11 protein-coding genes are annotated in these 18,719 nt (G+C 73.5%); 1 reads left to right on the top strand and 10 read right to left on the bottom strand.

Annotated features, from left to right (window positions below; translation table 11 throughout):
* Positions 1-110 precede the first annotated feature (110 nt).
* The 6 genes from ACIOWN_RS18820 to ACIOWN_RS18795 all read right to left on the bottom strand — a co-directional run bounded on the left by ACIOWN_RS18820 (position 111) and on the right by ACIOWN_RS18795 (position 12,400).
* The gene (locus ACIOWN_RS18820) at positions 111-1,817 is read right to left on the bottom strand and encodes a serine/threonine-protein kinase (protein WP_362346561.1); all 1,707 of its coding nucleotides are present in this window, start codon (positions 1,815-1,817) and stop codon (positions 111-113) included.
* 54 nt (positions 1,818-1,871) lie between these two features.
* Positions 1,872-3,524: a serine/threonine-protein kinase gene (locus tag ACIOWN_RS18815; protein ID WP_401982815.1), complete on the bottom strand. Its 1,653-nt coding sequence runs from the start codon at positions 3,522-3,524 to the stop codon at positions 1,872-1,874.
* 84 nt (positions 3,525-3,608) lie between these two features.
* Complete coding sequence (locus ACIOWN_RS18810) at positions 3,609-5,243, bottom strand: serine/threonine-protein kinase (RefSeq protein WP_362346675.1); 1,635 nt, start codon at positions 5,241-5,243, stop codon at positions 3,609-3,611.
* Positions 5,244-5,405: 162 nt separating this feature from the next.
* Positions 5,406-8,036: a protein kinase gene (locus tag ACIOWN_RS18805; protein WP_401982813.1), complete on the bottom strand. Its 2,631-nt coding sequence runs from the start codon at positions 8,034-8,036 to the stop codon at positions 5,406-5,408.
* Between the two features lie 177 nt (positions 8,037-8,213).
* Positions 8,214-10,337 (bottom strand): serine/threonine-protein kinase, encoded by a 2,124-nt coding sequence (locus ACIOWN_RS18800; protein ID WP_401982811.1) that lies wholly within the window; start codon positions 10,335-10,337, stop codon positions 8,214-8,216.
* 356 nt (positions 10,338-10,693) lie between these two features.
* Positions 10,694-12,400, bottom strand: a complete 1,707-nt coding sequence (locus tag ACIOWN_RS18795) for a glycerol-3-phosphate dehydrogenase/oxidase (protein WP_362346568.1) — start codon at positions 12,398-12,400, stop codon at positions 10,694-10,696.
* Positions 12,401-12,700: 300 nt separating this feature from the next.
* On the opposite strand from ACIOWN_RS18795, the gene ACIOWN_RS18790 reads away from it, so the two are divergent.
* Entirely contained in the window at positions 12,701-13,909 is a 1,209-nt protein-coding gene (locus ACIOWN_RS18790; protein WP_362346569.1) for a nucleotide sugar dehydrogenase, read from the top strand.
* A 74-nt stretch (positions 13,910-13,983) separates the two neighbouring features.
* Here the strand turns inward: ACIOWN_RS18790 and ACIOWN_RS18785 are convergent, their stop codons facing one another.
* From ACIOWN_RS18785 to ACIOWN_RS18770, 4 genes are all read right to left on the bottom strand, one after another.
* Positions 13,984-15,108 (bottom strand): GuaB3 family IMP dehydrogenase-related protein, encoded by a 1,125-nt coding sequence (locus ACIOWN_RS18785; protein WP_362346571.1) that lies wholly within the window; start codon positions 15,106-15,108, stop codon positions 13,984-13,986.
* 105 nt (positions 15,109-15,213) lie between these two features.
* The gene (guaB, locus tag ACIOWN_RS18780; RefSeq protein ID WP_362346572.1) at positions 15,214-16,716 is read right to left on the bottom strand and encodes an IMP dehydrogenase; all 1,503 of its coding nucleotides are present in this window, start codon (positions 16,714-16,716) and stop codon (positions 15,214-15,216) included.
* 163 nt (positions 16,717-16,879) lie between these two features.
* Positions 16,880-17,467, bottom strand: coding sequence for a sigma-70 family RNA polymerase sigma factor (locus ACIOWN_RS18775; protein WP_401982808.1), 588 nt, complete (start codon positions 17,465-17,467; stop codon positions 16,880-16,882).
* Positions 17,468-17,919: 452 nt separating this feature from the next.
* Complete coding sequence (locus ACIOWN_RS18770; RefSeq protein WP_003948568.1) at positions 17,920-18,531, bottom strand: response regulator transcription factor; 612 nt, start codon at positions 18,529-18,531, stop codon at positions 17,920-17,922.
* Between the last annotated feature and the right edge of the window lie 188 nt (positions 18,532-18,719).

Raw genomic sequence — 18,719 nt, 5'->3', positions numbered from 1 at the left:
GCCGGTCGGGCGGCTTTGTGTACCCGTCAGTAATAGGGATTCACGGGATTCACCGAGTGCTCACAGCGCGCCAGTGATCACTGGCAACGAACGCGCTGATCAGGGCCTTGTCACAGATCGTCGAGGTCCAGATTGGCGATCGCCGCACGCGCCACCTCGCGGCCGCGTTCGGTGAAGTCCCCCTTGCCGGGGTAGCCGACGGTGAGCTTGTACAGGTCGCCCTCGGAGGTCTTGTAGTAGAAGATCCGCAGCTCGCGCGGCGTCGGGTGCGTGCTGTCGTCGGTGGTGTAGACGACCGTGTTCTCGGCGGCCTGCCTGCCGCGGTACGTGGACTCCTTCGGGTGGGTCACCGGGTTCTGGGGCATGCCGAGTTCGTAGCTGCCGGACTGCTTGAAGGTGCCGAGGTCGTCGTACATCTGGGCGGCGGCGGAGTCCTTGATGGTGCGCTCCGGTTCCTCGGACTTCCTCAGCAGGCGCAGCCCGACCGTGATGCTGCCGCTCCAGTCGCTGTAGGTCACCCAGTGCTTCTTGTCGTTCTTCCCGTCCGGCACCTGCCGCTGGTAGTCCTTCGGCACGGCGATCGTCGCGGCGACGTCCTGCTCGTGATGGGTCGCCCAGTCCTCGGGCAGTGGGCCGGCGAACGGGTGGGCGATCAGGACGTACGCCGTCACCGCGGCCGCGACGACCGCCGCGCCGAGCCCGAGCCACACCCCGCGCCCGAGCCGGAGGCCGCGCGGCCCACCGGGGGCGCCCCCGGCGTACCGCACCACCCGCGTGGGTGTCGGGGCGGGCGGCGCGGCGGCCGCCTCCAGCAGGGCGCGCACCCGGGCGGCGGGCGGCCGGTGCGCCGGGTCCTTGTGCAGCAGGCCGGTGACGGCCTCGGCGAGCGGGCCCTGCGCGGCGGCCGGCGGGGCGGGAGTGGCGTTGAGGACCGACTGGAGGGTGGCCGGGGTGTTGCTGCGGCGGAACGGGGAGACGCCCTCCGTGGCCGCGTAGAGGACCACGCCGAGCGACCACAGGTCGGAGGCCGGGCCGGGGCGCTGCCCCAGCACGCGTTCCGGCGCGATGTACTCGGGTGAGCCGACGAAGCCGCCGGTGTCGGTCAGGTTGGTCTCGCCCTCGATCTGGGCGATGCCGAAGTCGGTGAGGACGATCCGGCCGTGCCGGCCGAGCAGGATGTTGTCCGGCTTGACGTCCCGGTGCAGGACGCCCGCGGCGTGCGCGGCCTCCAGCGCGCCGAGCACCTCCAGGCCGATCCGGGCCGCCTCGCGGGCGTCCAGGGTGCCCTCCTGGAGCGCGTCGCCGAGCGAGCGGCCCCGCACCAGCTCCATCACGATCCACGGCTGCCCGTCGAGGACGGCCACGTCGTGGACGTTCACGACCGCGGGGTGGTCGAGCCGGGCGGCGGCGCGGGCCTCGCGGCGCATGCGCTCGAAGGCGTTGGCCCGCTCCCGGTCGGGAAGGTGGTCGGGGACCCGGGGCTCCTTTACGGCGACCTCGCGGTCCACCGTCTCGTCCTTGGCCCGCCACACGGTCCCCATGCCGCCGTGCCCGAGCTTGGCGAGCAGCCGGTATCGTCCGCCGATCAGCCGGCCGGCGCCGGGCTCCGGCGGCTGCGCGGAGTCGGTGCCCCGCGGCCCGGGGGCGGTGCCCTGCGGCTCCACGCGCGTGGCCTGCGGCTGCCCGTCCCCACCGCCCGGTGCGGGGGCGGCGTACGGGCTCTGCGGGTGGGGCACCCGCGCCTGCGGGTCCGGCGGTTGCAGGGCGAAGGTCGTCGGATCGTCGGCCCCGTACTGGGCGCCCCCGTGGTTGCTCATGCGTCCATCCATATCGCGACCGCCTCCGCCGGCTCCAGCAGGCAGCGTATCCGGTCACCGACCCGTGACCTGTGCGTCGAAACCGCCGACCGCGGCGTCGAAGTGCTCCTTGGCCTCGCGCACCCTGCCGGCCGGCGCGGACACCCACACGTCGTACATCCGCCCGTTTTGCTCCCAGCACAGGTCGTACGTGTGCCGCGGGCCCTCCGCCGTGCTGAAGCCGTTCCAGGTGAACTCCCAGAGGGCGGCCGGGTGTCCGCGGTGGGTGGTGGCGGTGACGCGGCCGTCGCGGTAACCGGGGTTGGTGTCCGGTCCCGCGGCGTCGGCGCGGCGCATCACCGCGAGCGGGCCTCCGCTCTCCGGCCGGGCCACCTTGATGCCGAGGCGGAAGGTCTCCCCGGGCGACACGTAGAAGACCCGCTCGCCCTGCGGCTCACGGGTGAAGCCGTCCGGTACGGCGACAAAGAAGCCGGCCGGGTCGCGCACCAGGTGGTGGCCCGAGGGCACGGCGCCCTCGGCGGCGGGCGTGACGGGGGCCGTGGAGACCGGGACGGGGAGCGAACCCGGCGGCGAACCGGGCGGTGGTGACGGCGTGTTCGGCCGCGAGGCGGTGCCGTCCGTGGCATGCGTGGCGTCCGCGGGCATGTGCGGGCCCGAACTCGTCGGCGTCCCGCCGTCACTGCCGCCGCCCCGCATCAGCAGTGCCACGGCGGACGCGCCCGCCCCGGCCGTCGCGGCCACCAGCAGCGCGGCGACCAGCACGTTCCGGGTGGGGTACCGGGCGGCGGGGCCGGTCGGCGCCGGGCCGGGCGCATCGGAGGTGACGGGCACGCCGCGCTGCGTCGGCGCGATCCGGACCGGCGGCCCGGGCGTGCGGCCCGACTCCAGGAAGGCGTGCAGCATCCGCTCCGCCTCGGCCGCCGTCAGCCGCAGGTCCGGATCGCGCTCCAGCAGCCCGCGTACGACGGGCAGGATCGGCGCGGCCTGCGCGGGCGGCCGGATCTCGTCGAAGACGACCGCGTGCAGGATGCCGCCGAGCGAGTCGCGCCGAAACGGCGACTCGCCGCTCAGGACGGTGCACAGCAGCGCTCCGAGCGACCACAGATCCGACTCCGGCCCGGTCCCGGCCCCGGACATCCGCTCCGGAGCGGTGTACTCCGGTGAGCCGACGAAGGACCCCGTCTCGGTGAGCGTCGTCGCGCCGGCCATCCGCGCGATGCCGAAGTCGGTGAGCACGATCCGGTCGGTGCCCGACTCCACCAGGACGTTGGCCGGCTTGATGTCCCGGTGCAGGACACCGGCGGCGTGCGCGGTGCGCAGCGCGCTCAGCAGGGCGACGCCGATGCGGGCGCCCTCGGCGGCGTCCACCGGGCCGCGCGCGGCGATCCGGTCGGCCAGGGAGCCGCCGTCGATCAGCTCCATGACGATGTACGGGCGCTCGTCCTGCACGACGACGTCGTACACGACGACGAGATGGGGATGCCGCAACCGGGCGATCGCGCGGGCCTCGCGCAGGGTGCGCTCCCGCTGGAGCGCGGTCTCCTCGGCGGACAGGGTCTCGTCCAGCGGGAGTTCCTTGACCGCGACCCGCCGCTCGAGGAGCTGGTCGGTGGCCCGCCACACGATGCCCATCCCCCCGCGGCCGAGCCTCGCCTCCAGGCGGTAACGGCCCGCGATGACACGGAAGTCGTCCCCCTCGGTCCCCATACGCGCCATCATGCCGCAGGAACCACCCGCCCCTTGGGGCGTCGACCGGCCAACGACGCGGCCCGGCCAGGGGCCGGCGGGGAGTCAGCCGGCGGCCGGCTGCCAGCTCTGGAGCACGGTCTGGAACTGCTGCCGCGTCCGCGCCCAGTCCTCCTCCGGCGAGGACATGTAGATCGCGTACTCCACGCCCTCACGTGAGAAGTACGTCTCCTCAATGGCGTGGCGCGGGCCGGGGAACGGCATGTCCTTCGCCAGGGCCGTCCAGCTGTACTCCCACCGGGAGCCCGGGCAGTCGCGGTAGGTGTTCGCCTCCAGGGTCACCCTCCGGTAGTCGACCAGTCGCTGGAGCAGCTGCTCCAGGTCGAGTTGGTGCTCGTGGCCGGTGGCGAAGTCCGGCGTGTCGTCCACGGCGACGCGGATGAAGTGCTTGCCGCCGTCGGGGGTGTAGTCGACCTGGTGGGTCGCCTCGTCGAACACCTGCCGCTGCCAGCTCCTGTCGGGCACGGCGAGGCTGAATCCGTAGGGGTCGCGCACGCGCACCCAGCCGTCCGGGAGACCGCCGGCGGCGCCGGTGGTCCGGGAGGGCGTGGACGGCGTGCTGGTCTCCGGCGGCGAGGTCGACGGGGAGGTGGCGGAGTCCTGCCGCCTGTCCTGGTCCCACTTCTGCAGCATCAGGGCGCTGCCGCCGCCGACGAGCGCGGCGAGGGCCACGACCAGGATCAGGGTGCGGCGGCGCCTGGGCACCCGGACCGCGGGGTGCTGCGGCACGGGTCCCGTGGCGGCCGGCGCGGGCACCGGGTACGGGGGCGTGGCCGGCGGCCAGGACCCCGACGCGGGGTACGCGGCGGTCTCCGGGGGGAGTCCGGCCGCCCGCGTGGGCACGTACGCCTGCGCGCTGCTCGGTCTGCGGCCCTCGGCGGCCTCGGCGAGCATCTGCTCCGCCTCCGCCGCCTGCGGCCGGTCGGCCGGGTCCTTGCGCAGCAGGGCGGTGATGACCGGGGCGAGCGGGCCGGCGTGCCGCGGCTCGCGCGGCTCCTCGTCGACGACCGCCTGCATGGTGCTCAGCGGCGAGGTGCGGCGGAACGGCGACAGGCCCTCGACCGCCGTGTAGAGGGTGGCGCCCAGCGCCCACAGGTCGGAGGCCGGTCCCGGATCGTGGCCGCGGACGCGCTCGGGGGCCAGGTAGTCGACCGAGCCGACGACCTCGCCGGTGCGGGTGATGGTGGTGTCGCCCTCTATCTGGGCTATGCCGAAGTCGGTCAGCAGGACGCGGCCGTCCTCGCCGAGCAGCACGTTGCCGGGCTTGACGTCGCGGTGCAGCACCCCGGCGGCGTGCGCGGCGCGCAGCGCGCGCAGGACCCACAGGCCGATCCGGGCGGCCTCCGCCGGGTCCATGCGGTCCCGCTCCTTGAGCGCGTCCGCCAGCGAGCGGCCCTCGACCAGCTCCATCACGATCCACGGGCGGCCGTCGTGCTCCAGCACGTCGTGCACCGTCACGACGGCGGAGTGGTTGATCCGTGCCGCCGCGCGTGCCTCCGCCCGGGTGCGCGCCAGCAGCACCTCCTGGTCGCTCTCGGCGACGTAGAGCGCGGCGGTCAACTCCTTGATGGCTACGGTCCGGTGCAGCACCTCGTCGTGCGCGCGCCACACCCGGCCCATACCGCCGCTGCCGATGGCGTCGGCGAGCCGGTAGCGGCCCGAGAGGAGCAGGCCCTGCATCTGATTCACGTTTCCCCGCAGTGGTCTTGACAGGCTCAGCGTAGGGACCGGCCCCCCGGCTGGGAACCAGCGGGGTCCCAAGAGAGCCTCACTGTGACGGTTGTCGCTCCCCCAACAGTGTGCGGTTCCGGCAGTTCGGGCGGTTCCGGCGGTTGCTGCGGTTCAGCCGGTGTACCGGTACATCGCCGAGGCCTGCTCGTACAGCGTGGTCACCCGGTCCCGCTGGGACTCGGGCCCCCGTACCTGCACCACGTGGTACTTGCCGTCGATCAGGGCGGCCAGGTTGCGCACGTACAGCTGCCGCCCGCTCCCGTCCGTCCAGGTGAACTGCCCCTCGGCCGTGGTCCGTCCGCCGACCTGGGTGGTCCGCAGACCCGTGGAGGTGGCCCAGCTCGAGTCGCGGTAGGCCTGCAACTCGCGCTCCTTCTCCCGCTGGTACGCCATCGGGTCGCTGCCGAACCCGGCCGCGGCGTCCCGACCGGGCACGACGATCAGCTCGAACGAGCCCTGGGAGTAGACCACTTGCCCCTGGTTGTTGCCGGGCGTACGGGTCCAGCCCTTGGCGACGGCGACCTGGAAGCCAGCGGGGTCCTTGCGCAGCGTGAAGCCGTCGGCGGCGTCCGGCGCGGTCGTCTGCGTCTCGGCCTCGGCCGAGCCGGCCGTCTTCGAGGGGCCGTCGTCCGCCGCGGAGGAATCGCCGGGCTGCGGGGCACCGCTCCCGCCGCCGTCCGACTGCGCCGGGGCGGGGCTAGCCCCGCCGGCGGTTCCGGTGCGGTCACCGTTGGCCGCGCCGTCGCGGCCGGCCTTCGGCATGAACAGCACGGCGTAGGCGACGGCGGCGGCCATCAGCAGCAGGATGAGCAGGAGCAGGGTGCGGCCCAGGCGCCGCGGCGAACCCGTCTGCCGTCTGTGCCGTGCGTGTGTGGCGGGCAGCCCTGCGCGCCGCCTGCGCACCAGCTCGCCGCGGCGCCGTACGACGGGCAGCCTGCTGGGGTCCGCGGGCGGGGCGGCGATGACGTGCACGCCGGCCTCCGGCTCGGGGGCTGAGCGCACCAGTGAGCGCAGCCAGCCGCGCAGCTCCTCGAAGTCGAGGCGTTCGGTGGGATCCTGGCGCAGCAGCGACTCCACGACCGGGCGCAGCGGCCCGCACTCCTCCGCGTACGCGGGCGGCTCGGCGCACACCATCTGCACCAGCTCGGCGGTGGACTCCTCCGGGTACGGCGCGTGTCCCTGCACCGCCCGGAAAAGCAGCGCCCCGAGGGCCCACAGGTCGGTCGCCGGGCCGATGGGCGCGGCGAGCTGCCAGTTCTCGTGCACGGGCCCGGCCTGTTCCGGCGCCCAACGCTCGGTCACCGGCCCCACCACGGCCATCCGGGCCTGCCGCGCACGCTCGGCGGCCAGCGCGGTGGCGGGCCCCCGCCGCGCGGGACGGCCGGCCACGACGTCACCCCAACGGGCCGGTACGCCCCCGGCGTCGTCCGCCGTGCCCGCGCCGGGCTCACCGCGCCCTTGCGCGGGCACCATGTGGGCGGGGGTGGTTCCGGGTCCTGTGGCGAGCGCCGGGCGCGGGCCGCGGGCGTCGCCGGCGGGTGCGGACGGGAGGGGTGCGGTCGCTCCCGGGTGGGCGGCGGTGCCGTTGTGGGTGGGGGGCCGGACTCCGTAGGGGTCGGCGATCTGGCCCGGCGGAGGGGTGGCGCTCCCGGCGGGCCGTGGCTCGCCCTCGACGGGCGTACGGGCGCCGGGCAGTTCGGCGCGTGCGCTCTGCTGCGCCTCCTGCACCCGGGCGGCCGCCCGCGCGCCGGCGCGGTACGCGGCGATCGCTCCGGCCCGTGCCGCCCTGATGTCCCCGCCGGTCTGAGGCGTTCGCCGCGCGGGCGCGCCCGGCTCGCCGGGGCTCGCGTCCGGGCCGGGCAGCGGCAACGGCCCGGCCGCCCGCGCCTCGATCGCGGCCCGCCGCGCGGCCTCGGGGTCCACCGGCGGGGTGCCCGCGCCGGCCCCGCCGCCGAAGCCCGGACCGCCGGTGACCTCGGTGAGTTTGCCGAAGCCGGTCGCACCCGCGCCGCCGGCCCTGCCGCCGGGGCCCATGGGACCGCCCGGCGTGCCGGACGCGCCGGGCGGAGCGCTCTCGTCCCCGTCGTCCTCGGGCGGGACCGGGTCGTACCCGCACAGGGCCTCCTCCGCCGCGCCGACCGCGAGGCCGGTCAGCATCACGCGGCCGTCGTCGCAGACGAGGACCGTGCGAGCGGTGATGTTGCGGTGCACCCAGCCGTGGGCGTGCAGCACCCGCAGCGCCATGAGGATGTCGGAGGCGACCTCGGCCGCCCGGTACGGCGACAGCGGACTCTCGGCGAGCAGTGCGGCCAGGGGCCGGGCGGCGACCAGTTCGCTGACGACCCACAGCGAGCCGCCCTCCGCGAAGACGTCGAAGACCTGGTCGAGCCGGGGATGGTCGGGTATCCGCGCCGCGGCCTGCGCGGCCTCGACCGCCCGCCGCACCGCCGGATCGGCGGGCCGCCGCGTCGCCGAACGCGCGCCCCGGGCCTCGCCCGCCGAACGCCCCGTACGGACCGGCCCGCGCCGCAAGGCTCCGTCGCGCGCGGTGAAGCCGTCGGGCAGGCCGTCCGCGTCGAGCACCTCCGCCTCGACCACCTCGGGCAACGGCACCTGCCTCAGCAGGACTTCCTGCCCGCTGTAGGTGTCGAAGGCCCGGGTCTCGGTCAGCTCGTACTCGTCGGACGGGGGCAGCGGCAGCCGGTAGCGGTCGGCGAGAACCCGGCCCGCATAGTCGTCCACGTTGCCTCCCCCGGCCGCACGGTCGGTCAATTCCGTTCGCCACGCGTCCCGTTCCCGATGCTTACGGTCCGCAACCACTCACGATACGTGCCGGAGGCAATCCGCAATGACGGGATGCCAGATCTCGCCGCGCCGAACCCGGAACCCCGGGGACGGGCGGCGGGACCGGTCCGCTCACTACTTCTTCGGCTTGAAGGTCTCCGTCAGCGTCTTCCAGGTGCTCTTGCGCAGGTCGCCGTCCCACGTCGCGGCCTTCGCGCTGTACATCAGCGCGTGCCCGAGGTGGTCGTTCACCACGAAACCGCGGTCTATGCTGCGGTACTTGGTCCCGCCCTCGACGTAGGTGAACTCCCAGTCGGCGGTGTTCCAGCCGCGGTACTCCACCGCCTCTATGCGCACCCGCTGGTACTGGGAGCGCACCATGTACCTCTCCTGGTTGGTCCAGTCGGCCACCGGGTCGCCCTTGGGCGTGGTCGTCCAGGCGACGAGCAGCCGCTGCCCGTCGGGACCGGTGAAGCGGACCCCCGCGGAGTCGGTGCTCGCGTACTTCCAGCCCTCGGGCAGCCCGATGGAGAAGCCCTGAGCGCCCTTGTACGTCCTCGCCACGGCGGCGCCGTCGTCACCGGAGCGGTCGCCTCCGGAGCCGGAATCGGAATCAGAACCGGAGCCGGAACCGGAACCGGACTCCGCGCCGGAGCCCTTGCCCGATGTCCCGGCGTCGGCGTCGTTGCCGGTGGCCGGTGCGCCGCCGGAGCCGTCGGCCTCCGCCGCGGAGCCGGACCCGTCCTGGCCGGTGGCGGCCTCGCCGCTCTCGTCCTTCTTGGTGGAGGGGCCCGCGGACGAGCCCGCGGTGGCGGCCGGGCGGTCGGCCGCGCTCTTGCCGTCGTCGCCCTTGTCGTCGCCGCCGAGCGTGAAGGCGAGCACGGCGCCGGCCACGGCGAGCACCACGACCACCGCGACGATCACGAGCGTGCGCCGCGGCACCACGTCGGTGAGCGACGCCCTGGGCGCCGGGCGCGGCGGCAGGTCCAGGTCCGGCGGGGTCATCACGGGCCAGCCCGAACCGGACCGGCCCGCCTGCGCGCCACCGGCGCCGCTCCCCGAGGCGGACCCGCTCTGTGTCCGGTCCGCCCCCGGCCGCGCTCCGGAACCGCTCGGGGAGCCGGGGCCCGCCGGAGCCGTGCTGCCGGACGCCGACTCGGCACCGGCCCCCGCCGCTGCCGCGGGTCTCGCCACCACGGACGCCTTGCGCACCGAGCGCAGCGCCCCGCGAAGGCGGTCGCCCGGCTCCTCGCCCTGCCCGTCCGCGGAACCGGAACCGGAAGATCCCGAACCGCCTTTGCGGGAACGCCTGTCCGACTGCGCGGGCAGCGGGACCACCTTGGTCGCGTCCGCGGGCGGCTCCGGCTCGGCGTCCTCCGGTTCGGGCGCGTCGATGACGGCCTTGAGCATGGCCCGGGCGCCCGCGTCGTCGAGCCGCTCGTCCGGGTCCTTGTTGAGCAGGCCTTGGATGACGTCCCTGAGCGGGCCGGCGTTCCTCGGCTCCTCCAGCGGTTCGGTCATCACCGCGGTCAGGGTGGCGATCGCCGAGCCCTTGTCGTACGGCGGCGTGCCCTCCACTGACGCGTACAGCAGGCCGCCGAGCGACCACAGGTCGGCCGCCGGTCCGGGCTTGTGCCCGCGGGCCCGCTCCGGGGAGATGTAGGAGGGGGCGCCGACGAGCATGCCGGTGGAGGTGATGGAGGGGTCGCCCTCGACCTGTGCGATGCCGAAGTCGGTGAGGACGACCCGGCCGTCCTCGGCGATGAGCACGTTGGACGGCTTCACGTCCCGGTGCAGGATGCCCTGGCGGTGCGCGGAGCGCAGCACGTCGAGGACCGCGAGCCCGACCTCGGCCGCCCGCCTCGGCGTGAGCAGCCCGTCCTCGCGGATGGCTTCGGCGAGGGACTTGCCCTCGACGAGTTCCATGACGATCCACGGGCGGTCGTCCTCGTCGACCACGTCGAAGACGGTCACCGCGCTGGTGTCGCGGATGCGCGCGATCGCCTTGGCCTCGCGCAGCGTGCGCGTGATCAGGCGGCGCTTCTCGTCCTCGTCGATGTTCGACGGGAACCGCAGCTCCTTGACGGCGACGGTCCGGCCCAGGGTCTCGTCCTCGGCCCGCCACACCGTGCCCATGCCTCCGCGGCCGAGCACGTCCCCCAGGCGGTAGCGCCCGGCGAGAAGACGCTCGCTCCTGTCCTGCAGAGAGTCCTGACGAGTGTCCTGACGGGGTGTTCCCGCCCGCTCCGCGTCCGACATGCGTCCCCTCATGCAACCCGCCCTGACAGAGCCTCCATTGTCTCTCACCCGGCAAGCACGCGACGCCCAGGGGCCCCCTCGGAACACTCCGGGGGCGCGGCCGAACGGCCCGTCGTACGGCCGGGGATGACGGGCCGTGACAATGCGGAAGCCACGGGTGCCGACCCTTCGGACCATTCCGGCCATAATCTGCGCCGGACGTCCACGGCACGTGTCGTGCGTGTCCTGCGTCTCGTGCGGGACGGCGGTCCCGCCCGCAGTGGGTTCATAACGGCACGATCGGCGGATTCACGACGCCACCACCGGCAAGCTCGCCACCGCACGATCGGCGGGTGCGCGAGGGACGGTCGGCGCGATCACAACGGCACGATGTCCGGCGCTCCCAGCCGGGCCGCGTCGGCCGTCAGGTCGTCGGGCTGGCGCTGCGACTCCCGCTCGGCCTCCACCCGCTTCTCGTAGTGCTCGACCTCGCGTTCGATCTGGTCCTTGTCCCAGCCCAGCACCGGCGCCATCAGCTCGGCGGCCTCCCGGGCGCTGCGCGTGCCCCGGTCGAAGGTCTCGATGGATATGCGGGTACGCCTGGTCAGCACGTCGTCCAGGTGCCGGGCGCCCTCGTGGGAGGCGGCGTAGACGATCTCGGCGCGCAGATAGTCGTCGGCCGCCTTGAGGGGAGCGCCCAGCGTCGGGTCCTCGGCGACGAGGGCGAGCACCTCCCGCGTCGCCGACCCGAACCTCCCCAACAGATGCTCCACGCGCACCACATGGAGTCCGGCCTCGGCGGCGATGCGCGCCCGCGCGTTCCACAGGGCCGGGTAGCCCTCGGCGCCCAGCAGCGGGATCTCCTCGGTGACGCAGTCGGCGACACGCATGTCGAGCCCGCGCACCGCCTCGTCGACGGCGTCCTTGGCCATCACCCGGTAGGTCGTGTACTTGCCGCCCGCGACCACGACGAGGCCGGGCACCGGATGGGCCACGGTGTGCTCGCGCGACAGCTTGCTGGTGGCGTCGGACTCGCCGGCCAGCAGCGGCCGCAGGCCGGCGTACACCCCCTGCACGTCGTCGCGGCCGAGCGGCACCGCCAGCACCGAGTTGACGTGCTCCAGGAGGTAGTCGATGTCGGCGCTGGAGGCGGCCGGGTGGGCCTTGTCGAGGTCCCAGCCGGTGTCGGTGGTGCCGACGATCCAGTGCCGTCCCCAGGGGATCACGAAGAGCACGGACTTCTCGGTGCGCAGGATCAGCCCGGTGCTCGAGTTGATGCGGTCCTTGGGCACGACGAGGTGGATGCCCTTGGAGGCCCGGACGTGGAACTGACCGCGCTCCCCCACCATCGCCTGGGTGTCGTCGGTCCACACCCCGGTGGCGTTGACGATCTGCTTGGCGCGGATCTCGTACTCGCCGCCGCCCTCCACGTCCCGCACCCGCGCGCCGACGACCCGCTCGCCCTCGCGCAGGAATCCGGTGACCCGGGCACGGTTGGCGGCCTTCGCGCCGTACGACGCCGCCGTGCGCACCAGGGTGGCCACGAAGCGGGCGTCGTCCATCTGTGCGTCGTAGTACTGGAGGGCGCCGACCAGGGCGTCCTTGCGCAGGCAGGGAGCAACCCGCAGGGCGTGACGGCGGGTCAGGTGACGGTGCAGCGGCAGTCCCCGGCCGTGGCCGCGGGCCATCGACATGGCGTCGTACAGGGCGACGCCCGAGCCCGCGTACAGGCGCTCCCAGCCCTGGTGCTGGAGCGGGTACAGGAACGGCACCGGGCGGACCAGGTGAGGCGCGAGGCGTTCCAGCAGCAGGCCGCGCTCCTTCAGCGCCTCCCGGACCAGCGCGAAGTCGAGCATCTCCAGATAGCGCAGTCCGCCGTGTATCAGCTTGCTGGACCGGCTGGACGTGCCCGACGCCCAGTCACGCGCCTCCACGATGCCGGTGGACAGACCGCGGGTGACGGCGTCCAGGGCGGTGCCGGCGCCCACCACGCCTCCGCCCACGACCAGGATGTCCAGCTCCCGCTCGGCCATTCCCGCCAGTGCCTCGGCGCGCTGCGCCGGCCCCAGTGTCGCTGCCCTCACCGCTGCCTCCCGCTGTCGGTCGCGCCGGCCGCACCCGTCGGGCGAAGCCCGTTCCCCTCCCCCATGCCTCTAGCGTGTCCCCCCGCCTCCTCCCCATGCCCAAATTCTGACCGGGTTGCCCGACTTCAGCCACCAGTGGCCCCCGCCCTGTGGACAACTCCGGGGGCGAACCGAGAAACACGCTGGTCAATCCCGCATAACGGTCATATTTACTCCTAGTCTGACATTGCGCTCGCTCGTCCTGTCCACAGGGCTTGCGGACCTGCCACGCCTCGGTTATTGGGAAGGACGGCCCACGCCATGCCCGCAGATCTCGCCGTCATCGGACTCGGCCCGCTCGGCCTGCCCCTGGCCCAGGCCGCCGTGTCCGCCGGCATCCACACCGTCGGGTACCGCACCGGGAACGAGTCCGGCTCCCTCAGCCCCGCCGAACTGCGCCGGATGCTCTCGGAGGGCTTCCGGCCGGCCACCAACCCGGCCGAACTCGGCCGGGTGCGCACCGCGGTGATCTGCGCGCCGACCCCGCGGGGCGCGGACGGCGGGCTCGACCTGAGCCAGGTGGAGTCCGCCGCCCGCGCGCTCGCCGGGCACATGCGCCCGCACACCACCGTGATCCTGGAGTCGCCCGCGCATCCCGGCACGACGGAGGAGTTCCTGCTCCCGCTGCTGGAGAACGGCTCGGGGCTGCGGGCGGGCCGCGACTTCCACCTCGCCTACTCGCCCAGCCGCGTCGACCCCGGCAACCGCGAGATCACCCCGGCCAACATGCCCAAGGTGATCGGCGGACTCACCCCGGCCTGCACCGAGTCGGCCGCGGCCTTCTACGGGCGGCTGACCGACAAGGTGGTACGCGCGCGGGGACTGAGGGAGGCGGAGACGGTCCAGCTCCTGGAGACCAACTACCGGCACGTCAACATCGCCCTGGTCAACGAGATGGCCGTGCTCTGCCACGACCTGGGCGTCGATCTGTGGGACGTCGTGCGCTGCGCGGAGACCAAGCCGTACGGCTTCCAGGCCTTCCGCCCGGGCCCCGGCGTCGGCGGCCACGGCCTCCCGCAGGACCTGGCCGGCCACGCGGGCTGCGGGCTGCGCATGGTGGAACTCGCCGAGCAGGTCAACGGCCGCATGCCGCGCTACGTCGTCCAGCGCGCCGCCGCCCTGCTGAACGAGCACGGCAAGTCGGCCCGCGGCGCCCGGGTCCTGCTGCTCGGCGTCACCTACAAGGCGGACCTCGCCGACCTCCAGGGCACGCCCGCCGAGGAGATCGCCGTCCGCCTGACGGGCCTCGGCGCCTCGGTCAGCTACCACGACCCGTACGTGCCCGCGTGGAGCGTGCGCGACCGGCCCGTGCCCCGCGCGGACTGCCTGTACGAGGCGGTGGCCGACGCCGACCTGACGGTCCTGCTCCAGCAGCACCGCACCTACGACCTCCAGGGCCTCTCGGTGAAGGCCCAGCTGCTCCTGGACACCCGCGGGGCCGCGCCCACGGGGGCGGCGCACCGGCTGTGAGAGGCGAAGGGAAGGGGCCCGCCCGTCCGCCTGGGCGGACGGCCGGGCCCCTTCGTGGGCCGTGGGCGCGTGTGTCAGCGCTTGTGCTGGGAGTCCCCCACCGTCACCTCGACGCGCTGGAACTCCTTGAGCTCGCTGTAGCCGGTCGTGGCCATGGCGCGGCGCAGGGCGCCGAAGAAGTTCATGGAGCCGTCGGGGATGTGCGAGGGACCGGTGAGGACCTCCTCGATGGTGCCGACCGTGCCGAGGTCGACCTTCCGGCCGCGCGGCAGCTCCTCGTTGACGGCCTCCATGCCCCAGTGGTGGCCCTTGCCGGGCGCGTCGGTGGCACGGGCCAGCGGGGAGCCCATCATCACGGAGTCGGCGCCGCAGGCGATCGCCTTGGGCAGGTCGCCGGACCAGCCGACGCCGCCGTCCGCGATCACGTGCACGTACCGGCCGCCGGACTCGTCCATGTAGTCGCGGCGGGCGGCGGCCACGTCGGCGACCGCGGTGGCCATCGGGACCTGGATGCCGAGCACGTTGCGCGTGGTGTGCGCGGCGCCGCCGCCGAAGCCGACCAGGACACCGGCCGCGCCGGTGCGCATCAGGTGCAGGGCCGCGGTGTAGGTGGCACAGCCGCCGACGATCACCGGCACGTCGAGCTCGTAGATGAACTGCTTGAGGTTGAGCGGCTCGTGCGAGGACGACACGTGCTCCGCCGAGACCGTGGTGCCGCGGATGACGAAGATGTCCACGCCCGCGTCCACGACGGCCTTGGAGAACTGGGCGGTGCGCTGCGGGGAGAGCGCGGCGGCGGTGACCACGCCCGCGTCGCGCACCTGCTTGATCCGCGCGCCGATCAGCTCCTCCTTGATGGGAGCGGCGTAGATCTCCTGGAGGCGGCTGGTCGCGACCCCGGCGGGCAGCTCGGCGATCTCGTCGAGCAGCGGCTGCGGGTCCTCGTACCGCGTCCACAGGCCCTCGAGGTTGAGCACGCCCAGGCCGCCCAGCTCGCCGATACGGATGGCCGTGGCCGGGGAGACGACCGAGTCCATGGGGGCGGCCAGGAAGGGCAGCTCGAAGCGGTAGGCGTCGATCTGCCAGGCGATCGAGACCTCCTTCGGGTCCCGCGTACGGCGGCTGGGGACGACGGCGATGTCGTCGAAGGCGTACGCCCGGCGGCCGCGCTTGCCGCGCCCGATCTCGATCTCAGTCACGTCTGTGGCCTTTCCCTGATGCGTTGCAGCGTCTTCCAGTATCCCCGACACCCATGGCAAAGGCGGCCCCGGAGACTTCCGGGGCCGCCCTGCACGGCGTGCCGCCTACTTGCTGCTGTAGTTCGGCGCCTCGACCGTCATCTGGATGTCGTGCGGGTGGGACTCCTTCAGGCCCGCCGAGGTGATCCGGACGAAGCGGCCCTTGGACTCCATCTCCTCGATGGTGGCCGCGCCCACGTAGCCCATGGTCTGGCGCAGACCGCCGACGAGCTGGTGCAGGACGTTGGCCAGCGGGCCGCGGTAGGGCACCTGGCCCTCGATGCCCTCGGGCACGAGCTTGTCGTCGGAGGCGACCTCGGCCTGGAAGTAGCGGTCCTTCGAGTACGACTTCGCCTGGCCGCGGGACTGCATGGCGCCGAGCGAGCCCATGCCCCGGTACGACTTGAACTGCTTGCCGTTGATGAAGAGCAGCTCGCCGGGCGACTCCTCGCAGCCCGCGAGCAGGCTGCCCAGCATGACCGTGTCGGCGCCGGCGGCGAGCGCCTTGCCGATGTCGCCGGAGTACTGCAGGCCGCCGTCGCCGATCAGCGGGATGCCCGCAGGACGGGCGGCGAGGGACGCCTCGTAGATGGCGGTGACCTGGGGGACGCCGATACCGGCGACCACACGCGTGGTGCAGATCGAGCCGGGGCCCACACCCACCTTGATGCCGTCGACACCGGCGTCGATCAGGGCCTGCGCGCCGTCGCGCGTGGCGACGTTGCCGCCGATCACGTCGACGGACACACTCGACTTGATCTTCGACATCCAGCTCAGCGCGTTGCTGTTGTGGCCGTGCGAGGTGTCGACGACCAGGAAGTCCACCCCGGCCGCGGCGAGCGCCTGGGCGCGCTCCAGGGCCTCGGGGCTCGCGCCCACCGCGGCGCCGACGAGCAGCCTGCCCTCGGAGTCCTTGGCCGCGTTCGGGTACTGCTCGGCCTTGACGAAGTCCTTGACGGTGATCAGGCCCTTGAGGACGCCCGCGTCATCGACCAGCGGCAGCTTCTCGATCTTGTGCTTGCGCAGCAGCTCCATGGCGTCGACGCCGGAGATGCCGACCTTGCCGGTGACCAGCGGCATCGGCGTCATGACATCGCGCACCTGGCGGCTGCGGTCGGACTCGAAGGCCATGTCACGGTTGGTGACGATGCCCAGCAGCTTGCCCGCCGGGTCGGTGACGGGCACACCGCTGATGCGGAACTTGGCGCACAGCGCGTCCGCCTCGGCGAGCGTCGCCTCCGGGTGCACCGTGATGGGGTCGGTGACCATGCCGGACTCGGACCGCTTGACCAGGTCGACCTGGTTGACCTGGTCCTCGACCGAGAGGTTGCGGTGCAGCACGCCCACGCCGCCCAGCCGCGCCATCGAGATCGCCATGCGCGACTCGGTGACCTTGTCCATCGCCGCCGAGAGCAGCGGGATGTTGACCCGGACATTGCGGGAGATACGGGACGATGTGTCGACCGCGTTGGGGAGCACCTCGGATGCGCCCGGCAGGAGGAGCACGTCGTCGTAGGTCAGCCCGAGTGTCGCGAATTTCTCGGGCACTCCGTCGACGTTGGCAGTCATGACACCTTCCCCAAATGGCCTTGATCGGTGCGGATGTCCATGCTAACGGGAAGCGCGCCTCTCTCATTCCACGGTTCTGAGCGGCCCCCGGGTTCGTACATTCGTACGGAAATGACCTGGCGCACGTTCAACCGCGGCGGTGAGTGAGGGGCAAAACGGCCGCCTACTGTTCGGCCAGGGCGCGCAGCCGGCTGAGCGCGCGGTGCTGGGCCACCCGGACCGCGCCGGGTGACATTCCCAACATCTGTCCCGTTTCCTCCGCGGTCAACCCCACCGCGATGCGCAGCAGCAGCAGCTCGCGCTGGTTCTCCGGGAGGCTGGCCAGCAGCTTCTTGGCCCACTCGGCGTCGCTGCTGAGCAGCGCGCGCTCCTCCGGGCCGAGCGAGTCGTCCGGGCGCTCGGGCATCTCGTCCGAGGGCACGGCCGTCGAGCCCGGGTGCCGCATGGCGGCGCGCTGCAGGTCGGCGACCTTGTGGGCGGCGATGGCGAAGACGAAGGCCTCGAAGGGACGGCCGGTGTCCTTGTAGCGCGGCAGGGCCAGCAGGACCGCGACGCAGACCTCCTGGGCGAGGTCCTCGACGAAGTGCCGGGCGTCGCCCGGGAGCCGGGACAGCCGGGTGCGGCAGTAGCGCAGCGCCAGCGGGTGGACACGGGCGAGCAGATCGTGCGTGGCCTGCTCGTCGCCGTCGACGGCGCGGCGGACGAGCGCACCGATCGCCCCTTGGGCAAGTGCCGCCTGGTCGTCACGCATCGGTCCATGGTGCCTTGACGTCGTCCGGTCCGTGGCACCGCCTTCGTGGTTGTGCACCGAAGCGTTATGAGCAGGTGCGCCGAAGCTCATCCCCTGCGCCCTCCCCTTCCGCTCGACCAACTCGTCCGCGAGGAACTCCACACCCTCAAGGATGCGTCATTCGCGGCGAAACAAGCAGCGGGCCTCCGGCGGGGCGCTTTGCCACCGGCGTCCGCGGTGCGGTATTGCACCTCGCGCGTGTTCCGGCCCCACGTTCCCACGGGGCCGCGACGGCCGCCTGCCGTCTCCCGACCGCCCGGGACCGGGGAGCGGCACCCGTGCGGGTGACGTGCGAGCGGCACGGCCGCGCGCCCGTCCGGACGGACACCCCCCACGCTCGTCGCCGCGCGTGGGGGTGGCGTCACGTTCCGGTATGCCGGTCCGGGGCGGCCCGACCGGGATCCGCACGGGTCCTAGCGGACCAGGCCCCAGCGGAAGCCGAGGGCCACCGCGTGTGCGCGGTCCGACGCGCCGAGCTTCTTGAACAGCCGGCGGGCGTGGGTCTTCACGGTGTCCTCGGAGAGGAACAGCTCGCGGCCGATCTCCGCGTTGGAGCGGCCGTGACTCATGCCCTCCAGGACCTGGATCTCCCGCGCGGTGAGCGTGGGCGCGGCGCCCATCTCGGCCGAGCGCAGCCGGCGCGGGGCGAGCCGCCAGGTGGGGTCGGCGAGGGCCTGTGTCACGGTGGCCCGCAGCTCCGCGCGGGAGGCGTCCTTGTGCAGGTAGCCGCGGGCGCCGGCGGCCACGGCGAGCGCCACGCCGTCGAGGTCCTCGGCGACGGTGAGCATGATGATGCGCGCGCCGGGGTCCGCGGACAGCAGGCGCCGGACGGTCTCGACGCCGCCCAGACCGGGCATGCGCACGTCCATGAGAATGAGGTCGGAGCGGTCGGCGCCCCAGCGGCGGAGGACTTCCTCGCCGTTGGCCGCCGTCGTCACACGCTCGACGCCGGGCACGGTCGCGACCGCGCGGCGCAGCGCCTCTCGGGCAAGCGGGGAGTCGTCGCAGACGAGGACGGATGTCATGGCCGTCCTCCGCAGCTGATGCGCGTCACCTTGAGCCTCCAGGCTGGTACGGAATCGTCACCTGTGCGGTCGACCGTCTCGGACGCCCGCCCGAGCGCTTGTGTTCTCAACCGCCTCCGCACTCTCAACGACGGTCACTCGAAAGAGTTACGGGGCTGTACGCCGCCTTCGGCACTCTACGTGAGGGA

The organism is Streptomyces sp. NPDC087787, assembly GCF_044743035.1.
Taxonomy (GTDB): Bacteria; Actinomycetota; Actinomycetes; order Streptomycetales; family Streptomycetaceae; genus Streptomyces.
Note: the sequence above shows the minus strand (reverse complement) of the source record. Positions and strands in the feature narration are given on the sequence as shown.